This window comes from Bacteroides sp. An51A, assembly GCF_002161565.1.
GTDB lineage: Bacteria > Bacteroidota > Bacteroidia > Bacteroidales > Bacteroidaceae > Phocaeicola > Phocaeicola intestinalis.
The window spans coordinates 14,854-28,448 of the sequence record NZ_NFIC01000001.1 but is presented as its reverse complement, the minus strand read 5'-3'; the positions used below and the strand labels follow the sequence as shown (position 1 = coordinate 28,448).

Genomic DNA, 13,595 nt, shown 5'->3' with positions numbered 1-13,595 from the left:
ACCTTTTTTTATGAAAGACAATTTTAAAGTATTCAAACCTGCCGATAAGATGCAGTTTGAATTTACAGATCTGATTGCCGGATATGTAAGCGATTTTAATGAAAGTGAGAAATGTTTTACGTTGACAACAACAGATAAACGTTCTTTCCCTGTATTGTTAACAGATACTACATTTGCGCGTTTGATGCGTAATTTGGACGAACCTTACCAGGATGCTACTGGTAATCTTTATCAGCTTTTGTCTCAAAATGGCCGTATGGCTTTTGTCTTTGGTATTTTCTATCCCCAACATGACGGGCAGTATACATTTGAAGCAAAACAGATAGATTTTCCGGAAAGAGAATTAGGTAAGTTCCGTTTTGAAGAATCCAACTGGTGGGCTAATCAGGCAAAGAGTATCTGTAACTTTTTTGTCCGTGCGCAGTTCGGTGATGGTGAAATCGATTATGAAAAATACCGTACGGCGGTAAGCCTGGGCGGCAAACGGGAAGTGAACTCTTTCCGCCAGGAAACCGATACGATTTCACGTATGATTTACGGTATGGCTTCCGCTTTTATGCTGACAGGTGAAGACATTTTCTTGGAAACAGCTGAAAAAGGTGTGGAATACCTGAAAAAACACATGCGTTTCTACGATGTAGATGAGAATGTGGTTTATTGGTATCATGGCATTGACATTGATGGGGACAAAGAAAAGAAAATCTTTACTTCTGAGTTTGGCGATGATTACGATGCCATCCCGATGTATGAGCAGATTTATGCATTGGCTGGTCCGATTCAGACTTACCGTGTGAACGGTGACCCTTCTATTTTGCGCGATGCTGAATTGACTATCGACCTTTTCGAACGTTTCTTCAAGGATAAGAAAGGAGAAGGATATTATTCGCATATAGACCCGGTATTGTTGAGTCCGGACAGTTCAAGCCTTGGCCCGAACCGGATGCGTAAGAACTGGAACTCTGTAGGTGATCATGCTCCTGCTTATTTGATTAACTTGTATCTGGCTACTGAGGAAAAGAAATACAAGGATTTCTTGGAATATACAGCCGATACTATCACTACACATTTCCCGGATTATGAGAATAGCCCGTTTGTAAATGAGCGCTTTATGGACGATTGGAGTCATGACCTGACATGGGGATGGCAACAAGACCGTGCGGTAGTGGGGCATAATCTGAAGATTGCATGGAACTTGATGCGTATCAATAGCATCTGCCCGAAGAAATCGTATGAAGAATTTGCCCAGCATATTGCAGAGGTCATGCCTCAAGTAGGTTTGGACGTACAGCGTGGCGGTTGGTATGATGTGATGGAACGCCGTTTGCATGGCAATCAAGAATATTATCGTTTCGCATGGCACGACCGTAAGGCATGGTGGCAACAGGAGCAGGCGATTTTGGCATACGAGATTCTGTATGGTATCTATGGCAAAGAGGAATATTTGAAATATGCACGTGAATCAGCTGCCTTCTATAATACTTATTTCCTTGACCATGAAGACGGAGCCGTTTATTTCAATGTATTGGCTAATGGCTTGCCTTACCTGCTGGGTACGGAACGTAAGAAGGGAAGCCACTCGATGAGTGCTTACCATTCAGTAGAATTAGCTTATCTGGCAGCTACTTATACCAATTTGCTGAATACCAAGAAACCGTTGACCTTATATTTCAAACCTATGGTAAATGGTTTCAAGGATAATGTATTGCGTGTACAACCCGATATCTTGCCTGTAGGAAGCGTGAAATTGCAGGAAGTATGGATTGACGGACGGGAATGGAAGAATTTCGATGCAGATAAGTTGACCATACAGCTGCCTGCCGTAGAATATCGTCCGAAAGTCAAAGTCGTTATTGTTCCTAAAGATTGAAAAAAGATGAGTGCGGAAGTTCATAAAGTAGGTTCTGTGTTGGACGCTTCATCCAGCAAAGAAGAACAGCAAGTCATATTGTCTATTTTGGATGAAAACAAAAGTGTGATTTTGGACTTGTCTGAATGTAAGTATGTATCGAGTGCCGGATTGCGTGTCATGCTTTATGCTTATAAAGTAGCTGCATCCAATGGCTTGAATGTGTACTTGGTAGGTGTATCTAAAGAGGTGAGGGAAGTAATGGCTATTACAGGCTTCGAACATTTCTTTAAATACTTCGATACAGTAGAAGAGTGTCAAACTCAAATAGGGTAAGTATGCAGCGAGTAGATTTATTTCCGACGCATGAATATAAAGGATTGAAATTGCGTACAGGGCGTCCTTATCCTTTTGGAGCTACGGTAATGGGAAATGCCGTCAATTTTTCGGTCTATTCCCGTTACGCTACGGCTTGTACGTTGGTTCTTTTCCATAATCATGAACCGGAACCGTTTGTCGAAATACCTTTCCTGAAGGAATTCAAGATGGGAAATGTATTCTCGATGATGGTTTTTGATTTGGATTTCGAGAACATTGAATACGGCTATCGGATGGATGGTCCATGGAATCCGGAAGAAGGGCATCGTTTTGATAAGACGAAAATCTTGATGGACCCGTATGCCAAGCTGATTGCAGGACGTGACGTATGGGGTGCCCAGCCCGATTGGGACAATGTATACCAATACCGTGCCCGTGTGGTTTGTGATGACTTTGATTGGGAAGACGACCTTCCCTTGGAAACGCCGGTGAATGAATTGGTCATTTACGAAATGCATATCCGTAATTTCACTTGTGGCGCAAATGCGAATGTGAAACATCCCGGGACCTTTGCCGGCATAGCCGAAAAGATTCCTTATTTGAAGGAGTTAGGCGTGAATTGCGTGGAATTGATGCCGATTCATGAGTTTGACGAATTTGAGAACAGCAAGCCTTCTCCGGTTGACGGGCATATGCTTTACAACGTATGGGGATATAGCAATGTAGGCTTCTTTGCCCCTAAAGCCGCATACGCATCTACCGGGCGTTTCGGTATGCAGGTGGATGAATTGAAAAATCTTATCAAGCAACTTCATGCGAATGGCATTGAAGTTATCCTGGATGTGGTTTTCAACCATACGGCAGAAGGGAATGAGAATGGGCCTTATATCTCGTATCGGGGTATTGATAATAAGACTTATTATATGCTGACACCGGATGGATATTATTTCAATTTCAGCGGGTGCGGAAATACGTTGAATTGCAATAACCCCAATGTGCGGGATATGATTGTAGAAAGCTTGCGTTATTGGGTAACCGATTATCACGTGGATGGATTCCGTTTCGATTTGGCGGCTATCTTGGGACGTGACCAGAATGGATGTCCGATGCCTAATCCGCCTTTGCTGGAGTCATTGGCTCATGACCCTATTTTGGGTAAAACCAAATTGATAGCTGAGGCATGGGATGCCGGAGGCTTGTATCAGGTAGGTGCATTTCCTTCATGGGGGCGCTGGGCGGAATGGAACGGGAAATACCGGGATAGCATCCGCAGGTTCCTGAAAGGTGACGAACATGTATTGGGCGATGTGAAAGAACGTATCGCAGGTTCAGCCGACTTGTATGCCTCTCAAAACCGGGGCATTAAGGCAAGTGTGAACTTTATTACAGCCCATGACGGATTTACATTGATGGATCTTGTATCGTATAATGGCAAGCACAATGAAGCGAATGGCGAGGACAACCGGGATGGAGAAGACAATAACAATAGCTGGAATTGCGGCTGGGAAGGCGAATGTGAAGATGCGGGAATCAATTACCTGCGTCATAAACAGATAAAGAATGCAATATCCTTGTTGATGGTAAGCCAGGGTATTCCGATGATATTATCGGGTGACGAAATGGGGAATACCCAATATGGGAATAACAATGCTTATTGTCAGGATAATGAAATCGGATGGATCGACTGGACGAATCTGCAGAAGAATGAGGACATTTATAATTACTTCCGTAAGATTATCCGCTTCCGTCAGGCTCATAAAGCATTGCGTTTCGAATATCATTTCGGGCATTGTGATTACCGTAATCTGGGATATCCCGATTTCTCATGGCACGGTGTAAAAGCATGGCGTCCTGATACCGGATATAACAATCTGACCGCAGCCTTTATGCTGAACGGGCGGTATGCGGAGACAGACGGGGTGCCTGATGATTTTATTTATGTAGCCATGAATATGCATTGGGACATGCATGGGTTCGAACTCCCGCAATTGCCCGAAGGCATGGCATGGCATGTATTTGCCAATACGGAAATGGCTGCTCCGGACGATATTTGCGAACCGGGAGAAGAGTGTATGATTGAAAACCAGCAGGAAATCCTGGTAGGACCGCGTTCTATCATGATTTTGGTTGGGAAATAGAAAACTGTAAATAGTAAATTGTAAAATTATAAATTAAAAAGATATGGATAATCAATTTGTAATCAATCAGGAAGGTAATACCTTGACTATCGTTTTAGGTGACCAGCTTACTACAGGCAATGCTCCTGCCCTTATGGAAGAATTGAACGGATACAAAGGCAAGGGCATAGAAAAAGTTGTCTTTGATGCCACCAAGCTGGCTTATATTGCCAGTAGCGGTATACGTACCATTATTTTTGCCAAGCAGAAATTGGGCGGAAACCCTGTAATTGAGTTTGTGAATTGCGCTGCTGATATCCGTAGCGTGTTTGAAATGACAGGTCTGCAGAACTACATTTCTTTCGTAAGCAAGTAAGCAGGTAATGCTATGAAAGAATTGGTTTTCAAGCCTATTGCAGGCAGAACGGAAGAAATCATTGATGCCATCCTCCAGACCGGGGAGGTGGCATCATGCACCAAGGAATTGTATGCCATTCATCTGGTTTGCGAGGAACTGGTGGTCAATGTGGTAAGTTATGCTTACCCTGAAGGCGTGGAAGGTTATCTGAAGATTCAGATAGAGAAGGCCGACGGATGCATCACGCTGAAGTTTATTGATGGAGGTGTGCCGTTCAATCCGTTGGAAAGGGATATGCCGGATGTTTCTCTTCCGCTGGAAGAACGCCAGATAGGGGGACTTGGAATCTTCCTTACGGTTCAGATGATGGATAACGTGTCGTATGAACATGTAGGTAATGAAAATATATTGACTATCAAGAAAAAGATTGATGATGAAAAATAAGATAGGAATACTTATAGAAAGCGATTTCTATGAAAATGAAATCTTCTATTATCAGTTCCGTTTCAAGGAAGCCGGGTATGAGGTTCATTTTCTGTCCCGTCTTTGGGGCAACGAGGGCATTACGTTTAGCGGGCATGAATTCAGGGCACCGTTTTATTGTAATGAGAGCTTTGAGGCACTTGATGATGAGGCTCTTAATGATTATGCAGCTATTATCGTGCCCGCAGGTATGGTGTCAGACCGTCTTCGGTATACCGAAGATGTGACGAAGCTTCCTCCTGCATGTGTGTTCTTGCAAAAAGTATTTGCACGCAAGGACATCGTTAAGGGAGTGATTTGCCACGGCTTGTGGTTGTTCTCTCCTGTAGCCGAACTGGTGAAAGGAAGAAAGATGACCGTGCATAATAATCTGTTGGGCGATGCCAAGAACTATGGTGTAGAGTATGTTGATGCAGATGTTGTGGTCGACGGAGACTTGGTTTCGGCGCGCACCGGAGGGCATTGTTATTTGCTGGCTTCCGAGATATTGAAAGCGTTGGCAAGCAAATAAAACCTATTAAAAGGGGACGTTTCTTTTGTCCGCAGGTGTGGGTATGTCGTAAGGCCGGCTTGTTGCTGGTAAAAACGCATATACTTGCATGGGCGGACGGAGATAGTTCCATCGGACGGCGGAACTGGCTTCATAAGCCATCGGAGCCAGTTTCGTTTTCTTTGTTAAATGATATATACTGAAAATCGAAGTGAAAAAGCATGGTTGGCATATCTTGAGTGTTTTTCTTCTCGTTGTGGTGGTGATATTGGGATATTTCAATATCGGCTTATCCCGGCGGGTGGATGCTTTGCGGGCTCAGCTGGATGAGTATAAGGAAAAAGAAGGTAAGTCGTATGTGGTGGAACGTATCAGCAAACAGATGGAAGACATAGCTTATCAGCAAAAAGACATTTCCGAGAAGCAACGCGAAGAAGCGGTATTCCAGATGGGAGTGGCCGAGCAGATGCGCATACGTGCCGAAGAAGAGCAGAAAAAGGCGGAAGCTTTTTCCCGCAATGCGGTTGAAGCTAGAAATATGGCGGAGAACCAGCGTGAGCTTGCCGTACAACAGCAACTTCGTGCCGAATATGCAAGGAATGTGGCTGATACGTTGAGCAATGTGGCATTGGGACGTGCTTTGGCTTTGCTTTCCAATGTGCAATACAGGGCTGGCAATAAAGATGTGGCGGCTTTGCTTGCGTATGCTTCGTGGAAATATACATCCGAATATAAAGGGAATGTGTATCAGCCTGTTATTTTTAATGCCTTGGGACAGACCAGTGAAAGTTTTGTGTCCAGGAATCTCCATAAGGGAGGTGTCACGAAGATAGTTCAGTCTTCGGACGGTAAAAACAGTTATGTCTCGGTGAGCAACTATGGAGAAGTGAACCGATGGCGTTATGATGAGGGATTTGCTGGGAATGAAGTGTTGTTCAGCAATCCGGAGTATAGTTTCAGAGATGTTTATTGGGATGAAAATAATGTGGTGTATGCCTTGTCATACGATGGGAGGATGCTTGTCATAAACGGGAAATCGGCAGAGACCTTTCTCTTGCCGGAAGATAACGGGTGGATGAGGATTGTTCCTTTCGGCAACGGACAGCTGCTTTTGGCTTCGGCTATGCACCTTTATATATATGATAAGAAGGAGGACCGGATAAAGAAAACCATTTCTCTATCAGAACCTCTTGCCGCTTTGGGATGTAAAGAAAACCAATGGTTGGCATTCGGTAAGGAAAACGGCTTATGGAGGATAGGGCGTGAAGGGGAACTGGTTCCTCAGGAACATTTTATTAAAGAGCAAGTTACGGCTTTTTCCTGGTCGTCTGACTTGAAAATGGGAGCGGTCGGAGTAGAGAATGGAAATATTTATCTGATAGATGAGACGGGGAATGTGGTAAAATCGCTTGTGGGGCATCGTTCCCGTATAACTCAACTTGAATTTAAAGGGCAATACTTGTTCTCTTCCAGTTATGATTGCACCGTAAGCTTGTGGGACATCAGTGCCAGCAAGCAGGAGGCGGTATCGTTGAAGATTTTATCCGGATGGGTGCATTGCATTTGCATGGCGGAAGATAATACGATATGGACAGGAGATGAGAGTGGAGCAGTGTCGCGTATCATGATTTCTCCCGACGAGATGGCTGCTCTTATCCAAAGCAAGCTGAAGCGGGATTTTACCGATGATGAATGGTCGTATTATGTAGGGCGTAATGTTCCCCGCATACGGCTTAAATTAGTAAATAAAATTAAAGATTGAAGACGATGAAACGATATCTTCTGTGTCTGGTGTTTTTGCTGCTTGCCGGTATAGGGCAAATAGAGGCAAAGGACGGGATTCCTTTCTTTGTCAATTATTCTCCTGCGGTTTATCATGCGCACAACCGTAATTTTGATATTGTGAGTGATGATAGCGGCCGGGTGTATGTTGCCAATTTCGAAGGGGTATTGTATTACGACCAGACGGAGTGGCATACGATTCATGCTCCGGGGGTATTCCGGATTACGAAATTATTTAAGGACAACCGGGGACGAATCTGGGTAGGCGGATACAATCTGTTCGGATATCTGACCTCAGGCGGGAATGGAGAACTGGAATTGCAGATGGTATTCTCTAAAAACAATAAAGGTTTTTTGGGCGAAGTGACGGATATCGGGGAGAAGGATGGGAAGATTTATGTTACGACTTCGCTGGGTGATGCGGATATTCAGGATGATTCCATGGACGGTTTTATTGTTAATCAGGACAAATCCGATGATATCCGGTATTATAAAGAGGCATTGGTAAACAAGCGGTTGACGCTGGAGGATGGCTCGGTCTTGTTGGCTACGGCTGGAAACGGTTTTGTGATGTTGGATAAAGAGGGGAATGAAGTGTATGCGCTGACAGAGCAAAACGGGTTGTGCAATAACAATGTGAATGGCATTTATGCAGACTCGTCTGGTTATGTGTGGGGAGCTACCGATAATGGTCTTTTTTTAGTAAATATACATACAGCATATACTTATTTCCGCTCTAACGAGGGCTTATCGGGTGAAGTGCAGTCCATTTGCCATACCGCCGACGGGCTTTACGTAGGCACTTTGCAGGGCTTGTTCTATAAGGAAGGTGATGTTTTTGAACCGATTCGGGCAATCCAGCATGCCTGTTGGCAGCTCCAGCAAGATGCGGCAGGGAATGTCTATGCTTCTACGGCTGGCGGCTTGTATGCCGTATATGGCAGGCAGGCACGGCAAATAACGGACAGCCATACGCTTTCTGCCTATGTTTGCGGAGATGGAACGTATTATGCGGGTGAAGTGGACGGTGTTTATCAGGTCCGGCAGGGTGAAAGGAAACAGCTGAACATTATCGAGAAGGCTACCTATTTTTATGTAGATGACGATAAGACGTTGTGGGTAAGGAATATTTATGGCCAGGTGTTCCGTTGCGAAGGAGACTATTCCGGGTATGTTATTCTGGCTCCCGAAAATGCCAAAGGTGAGAAAGACAGTTTTAACAATACGCTTTTCGTCCAGAATGGAATCATATTTGTGTTGAGCCATGTAGGGTTGTTTAAGTGGGATAAGGCTGGGAAAAAGCTGGTAGAAGTGGCGGACCGCTCTTTGTGGTCTTCGGATATCCAATATCCCCAGTTTGTTTATCCCGAGCCGGGCCGGCGTGTCTGGGGAACAAATAATGACGGGAAAAACCTGCATATATACACCAAAAAACAAGGGATGGAGGAGATAAATGCCCTTTTGCGTCCCATACATGATTTGACAATAGGAACAATGGAGACCGATGGGGATGATGTATGGTTGGGAGGAAATTTCGGACTGATTCATTGGAATATGGCGGTGAAAGAACCGGATTATGCGAAGAAATCTCATGTATACATCCGGCGCATTGTGATTGATAATGATTCGGTGGTATGGGGCGGATTTGATGAGGGAGACCGCCTGGGGGTTACGCTTCCTTTTAAAGAGCTTACATTTAATAGCGGCATCCGTGATATCAAGGTGTATTTCTCTTCGGATTTGTTCTCTGTCCTGGGGGCAACGGAATACCGTTACCGGTTGGATGCCGGTGACGAATGGTCGGATTGGAGTACGGAGACTTCGGTACGTTTTGCCAATCCACGTTCGGGACGTTATACATTTCAGGTTATGGCACGCGACCGGTACGGGCGTACGATGGAATCGTTGACATTGCCTTTAACCGTGCGTTATCCTGTTTATGTACGTTGGTATAGCATCGTATTGTATATCGTTGCACTTTCATTGCTCATCCTGTTTTTGATAAGGTGGCGTATGCGCCGGCTTTTGGCGGAGAAGATGCGTCTGGAGCATATCGTGGAAGAACGGACCTCGCAAATACGTAATCAGAAGGACGAGATTGAAGAAAAATCCAAAAAGCTGGAGATTGCCCTCGATGATTTGAGCAAGGCTCAATACCAGCTTATCCGTCAAGAGAAGATGGCTACGGTGGGTACGTTGACCAAAGGGCTTGTAGACCGTATTCTGAACCCGATGAATTATGTGAACAATTTCTCGCACATGAGCATCGGGCTGGTAAAAGACATCAAGGATAACCTGGACGATGACCAGGAGAATATGACTTCGGACATTTACGAAGATTCCGTTGACGCACTTGATATGCTGAATACGAACCTGAAGAAGATTGAAGAACATGGGTTGAACACGACGCGTATATTGAAAGCAATGGAGGAAATGCTGAAAGACCGGAGTGTGAATCCGACGCTGATTAATCTGGTATCGATTTGCCGTAAGAATATAGAGATGCTTCATGCGTATTACGCCGAAGATATAGCTGAGTGTCATATCCGGATAGAATCACCGGATAAGGAAGCGATGGTTGTAGCGGAAGTGGATGCAGAACAGTTCAGCAAGGTCGTGATGAGTATGCTGGCAAATAGCATGTATGCGCTTCGGAAAAAACGTCAGCAAGGTAAGGCTTTCGAACCCTTGATACGGTTGCGGGTTTTCATTGATGCCGATTCAAGCCAGGCGAAAGTAAGTATTTATGATAATGGTGTTGGCATTGAGTCCTCTATTATAGACAAGGTATTTGATCCGTTCTTTACCACGAAAACTACGGCAGAAGCGGTGGGAGTAGGTATGTATCTTAGCCGGGAAATCATACTCAATCATGGCGGGGACATAACTATACAATCGGTTAAGAATGAATATACCGAATTTGTTATTTCTGTACCTGTCCACCATCCGGAAAATGGGAAAAAGAATGATGCGGATGAGAAAGGGGAAGAGAATAATTAAGAAAACAAAAAGATTAATTCAAAAATCTCAAGATATGGAAACGATAGAACAATTGAAGCGGCAGGTAGAAAGTTTGCAAGACCAGTTAAGGCAGCAGGAAAAAATGGCTACATTGGGTTTGCTTACGGCAGGAATCGTACACGAGATACGTAATCCGTTGAACTTTGTCATCAATTTCAGCAAGCTTTCTGGAGACTTGATAAAAGATTTGGAAGAAGATATCGAAGCCAATACGGCAGATATTGACGGGGATGACGTAGAGGATATCCGGGATATAATGGAAAGCCTGAAAGAGAACCTGCAAAAGATAAAGGAACATGGCGACCGGGCTATCAGCATCATTCAGAATATATTATTGTATTCGCGTGGGAAAGAAGACGAGTTTATTCCGACGGATGTATGCAAGCTGGTAAAGGAATATGTATGGCTTTCGTATCATGCGATGCGGGCAAATCTGAAGAATTTTAATATCTCTATCTTGGAAGATTATGGAAAGGATATTCCGATGATGTCTGTAGTGCCTCAGGATTTGAGCCGTGCCGTACTGAATGTGATGAACAATGCTTGTTATGCTGTGTGGGATAAGGCGCAGAACGGTGATGCCGACTATAAGCCGACGGTCTCGGTCAAGGTGGCACGGCAGGCGGAAGAGTTGGTTATCTCAATCACCGATAATGGGGTAGGGATGAGCCCTGAAGTGAAACAACGGCTGTTCGAGACTTTCTTTACGACCAAGCCTACAGGGCAAGGTACGGGGCTGGGAATGTTTATCACCCGTAGTATCATTGAGGAGAAACATCACGGACGCATTGAGTTTGATTCAGAAGAAGGCCGGTTTACTACATTTTCATTAATAATACCGATTAAAGCATGAGAAAATGGATTGTTACTTTCTTTTTGCTGGCGGCATCCATGGCATGGGCGCAAGACGATAGTGAGCTGCGCCAGATTTATATGCAGGCAGAAGAAGAATATACCATAGGACATTTTGATGCTTCCATTCGTTTGTTGAATGAGAATATCGCAGGGTTTGACGGGGCATTGAAGACCAGTGCCTACCGCTTGCTTTCGTTGTGCTATTTAGGAAAAGACCATGTACAGGATGCTGAAAAGTATGCTTCTCTCCTTTTGAAAGAAGACCCGTATTATAGCACATCCATCCATGACCCCTTGCGCTTTGCAGATATGATAGAACGTCTGAAACGAGGTGAAGAGACAACTATTACTACAGCTTCACAACAGACCGAATCCATAGAAGAAGCTCCGGTACCGGTTACATTGATAACGGAAGAGATGATTAAGGCATCGGGGGCAAGGAATTTAAAAGAGGCCTTGCTTGCTTTTGTTCCAGGTATGACAGATATTGAGTCAAATGAAGAAATGAACATTGCTATGCGTGGTATATATTCATCTGGTCAAGAGAAAATACTTATAATGCTTAACGGACACCGTTTGAATAGTTATTCAACGAATACTTCGCGTCCTGATTTTAGTATTAGCTTAGATAAAGTGAAACAGATAGAGGTTTTGCGTGGTCCGGCTTCTTCTCTTTATGGTGGTGTGGCATTAACCGCTGTGGTTAATATTATTACACATACTGGTTATGAAATCAATGGGGCTGAAGTAAAAATAGGCGTTGGAAACTATGGTCAGGTAAAGAGTAGCTTTTTGTTTGGAAAGCAATATTTGGATTGGAACATTATGGGATGGGCATCTGTTTATAATTCTTCAGGAGAAAAGGTGAATGTTCCGGTTGAAGAGCAAATGGGGGTTTTGCCTGTTCCCGGTGATATAATTATTGGTGGTTTTAACAAAAAACCGTCATTTGATGTAGGATTGAATTTAGGTTGGAAAGATTTTAGTTTGTTGTATAATACAAATTTTAGTAAAACTGTAGCACCTTATTCAATGAGTTATTTTTTTGCTCCCTATTCGTATGACCGCTATCGAACTTTTCAAGGTAACGCTCCTGGGTTTGCTAAATTATCTCATCATTTAAATGCTTCTATCGAAAAGCAATGGGAACGTTTTCAAATGAATGCTGGATTTATTTTGGATATGGAAAATCAAAGTAGATACCAAATAGCAGGAGATACTGTTCCAGATGTAGGATATAATATGTTTTTCCCTGTTGGAACAAATGATACAATTATTTCGACAAAAGGTGCATTTCAATATCATAATTGGCAAGAAACGACTTGGGGGGGATTCTTAAAGGGAAATTATCAATATAATTTAAGTGAAAATCATAAAGGTACAATAAGCGCGGGCTTGCAATTCGATAGATTTCATCTTAGTGATTCTTATTATGTTGAAGGAGATAATTTTGATAGAGTCCTTGTTACTTATGATGATAAAAAAAATTTATATGTGGGGTCTGAAATAAGTGTGAGTGCTTATGCGCAAGTAAAACACCAATGGAAAGATTTTTTGATTTTGAATGCAGGCTTACGTTATGATTATAAAAAACGTCGGAATAATCAAGTAATACAAGAATATTCTCCTCGTTTAGCTTTAATTTTGATACAACCTAAATGGAATCTGAAATTTAGTTATGCTAAATCTTTTGTGGATGCACCTTATTTTTATCGGAATAATACGCTTGATACAACTACAGGAGGAGAAAATTTATTGTCGGAGTATTTGCATTCTTATCAGTTAACTTTTGTTGCTAATGATTGGTTTAAAGATTTGAATTTTGATATTAATTGTTTTTATAATAAAGCTACTGATTTTATAGTACCCGATGGATTGGTTTATACGAATGCAGGTAGGTTGGAAAATATTGGCTGTGAATTATCTTCTTCATATTCATTTCGACGCTTTAAAGGTTGGTTTAATTTGACTTGGCAGTATGTTTTATCTTCTGATAAATATAATGTGAAAGGTCATGATGTGTATAACGTACCGACAATTTCATCAAATCTCATTTTGATGTATGAAATTTTTCGAAATTTCAATGTTCATACCCATTTAAATGTATTATCAGATCAGACTTCATTATACGAAATACCTGATGAGCAGGGGAATATGTTTTCTGAGGAATTAGATATCCCAGCACGTGCTGTTTGGAATGTAGGGATTGATTATAAATTTAATAGGTTTAATGTCGAATTTAATATTAATAATTCAAGTTTCGCAAGTTAATAGATAACCTTCTTCTTGGGATATAAAAGAGGCACAGGGATTTCCACATATCGC

At 42.9% G+C, this 13,595-nt stretch carries 10 protein-coding genes; all 10 read left to right on the top strand.

The genetic code is table 11. From position 1 onward, the window contains the following. The first annotated feature begins 10 nt into the window (after positions 1 to 10). The gene (locus B5G04_RS00095) at positions 11 to 1,867 is read left to right on the top strand and encodes an AGE family epimerase/isomerase (protein WP_013617825.1); all 1,857 of its coding nucleotides are present in this window, start codon (positions 11 to 13) and stop codon (positions 1,865 to 1,867) included. A gap of 6 nt (positions 1,868 to 1,873) precedes the next feature. Further along, a complete protein-coding gene (locus tag B5G04_RS00090) occupies positions 1,874 to 2,182 on the top strand; it encodes an STAS domain-containing protein (RefSeq protein WP_022039552.1) in 309 nt (102 codons plus the stop codon). 2 nt (positions 2,183 to 2,184) lie between these two features. Beyond that, entirely contained in the window at positions 2,185 to 4,302 is a 2,118-nt protein-coding gene (gene glgX / locus B5G04_RS00085) for a glycogen debranching protein GlgX (protein WP_087249714.1), read from the top strand. A 43-nt stretch (positions 4,303 to 4,345) separates the two neighbouring features. Beyond that, positions 4,346 to 4,657 (top strand): STAS domain-containing protein, encoded by a 312-nt coding sequence (locus tag B5G04_RS00080; protein WP_013617822.1) that lies wholly within the window; start codon positions 4,346 to 4,348, stop codon positions 4,655 to 4,657. Between the two features lie 12 nt (positions 4,658 to 4,669). Continuing rightward, the gene (locus B5G04_RS00075) at positions 4,670 to 5,083 is read left to right on the top strand and encodes an ATP-binding protein (RefSeq protein WP_013617821.1); all 414 of its coding nucleotides are present in this window, start codon (positions 4,670 to 4,672) and stop codon (positions 5,081 to 5,083) included. Further along, positions 5,073 to 5,633, top strand: a complete 561-nt coding sequence (locus B5G04_RS00070) for a DJ-1/PfpI family protein (RefSeq protein WP_239413987.1) — start codon at positions 5,073 to 5,075, stop codon at positions 5,631 to 5,633. The genes B5G04_RS00075 and B5G04_RS00070 overlap by 11 nt, the downstream gene beginning before the upstream one ends. Positions 5,634 to 5,823: 190 nt before the next feature. Then, on the top strand, positions 5,824 to 7,374 hold the full coding sequence (locus B5G04_RS00065; protein WP_143269841.1) for a WD40 repeat domain-containing protein: 1,551 nt from the start codon (positions 5,824 to 5,826) through the stop codon (positions 7,372 to 7,374). A 5-nt stretch (positions 7,375 to 7,379) separates the two neighbouring features. Beyond that, entirely contained in the window at positions 7,380 to 10,394 is a 3,015-nt protein-coding gene (locus B5G04_RS00060; protein ID WP_087395000.1) for a sensor histidine kinase, read from the top strand. A 34-nt stretch (positions 10,395 to 10,428) separates the two neighbouring features. Further along, on the top strand, positions 10,429 to 11,268 hold the full coding sequence (locus B5G04_RS00055) for an ATP-binding protein (protein ID WP_013617817.1): 840 nt from the start codon (positions 10,429 to 10,431) through the stop codon (positions 11,266 to 11,268). After that, positions 11,265 to 13,541: a TonB-dependent receptor plug domain-containing protein gene (locus B5G04_RS00050; RefSeq protein ID WP_087394997.1), complete on the top strand. Its 2,277-nt coding sequence runs from the start codon at positions 11,265 to 11,267 to the stop codon at positions 13,539 to 13,541. The genes B5G04_RS00055 and B5G04_RS00050 overlap by 4 nt, the downstream gene beginning before the upstream one ends. The last annotated feature ends 54 nt before the right edge of the window (positions 13,542 to 13,595 follow it).

Excerpts from the sequence above, each read along its gene's own strand:
- B5G04_RS00095 (WP_013617825.1), top strand. The coding sequence starts at position 11 with ATGAAAGACAATTTTAAAGTATTCAAACCTGCCGATAAGATGCAGTTT.
- B5G04_RS00090 (WP_022039552.1), top strand. The coding sequence starts at position 1,874 with ATGAGTGCGGAAGTTCATAAAGTAGGTTCTGTGTTGGACGCTTCATCC.
- glgX (WP_087249714.1), top strand. The coding sequence starts at position 2,185 with ATGCAGCGAGTAGATTTATTTCCGACGCATGAATATAAAGGATTGAAA.
- B5G04_RS00080 (WP_013617822.1), top strand. The coding sequence starts at position 4,346 with ATGGATAATCAATTTGTAATCAATCAGGAAGGTAATACCTTGACTATC.
- B5G04_RS00075 (WP_013617821.1), top strand. The coding sequence starts at position 4,670 with ATGAAAGAATTGGTTTTCAAGCCTATTGCAGGCAGAACGGAAGAAATC.
- B5G04_RS00070 (WP_239413987.1), top strand. The coding sequence starts at position 5,073 with ATGAAAAATAAGATAGGAATACTTATAGAAAGCGATTTCTATGAAAAT.
- B5G04_RS00060 (WP_087395000.1), top strand. The coding sequence starts at position 7,380 with ATGAAACGATATCTTCTGTGTCTGGTGTTTTTGCTGCTTGCCGGTATA.
- B5G04_RS00055 (WP_013617817.1), top strand. The coding sequence starts at position 10,429 with ATGGAAACGATAGAACAATTGAAGCGGCAGGTAGAAAGTTTGCAAGAC.
- B5G04_RS00050 (WP_087394997.1), top strand. The coding sequence starts at position 11,265 with ATGAGAAAATGGATTGTTACTTTCTTTTTGCTGGCGGCATCCATGGCA.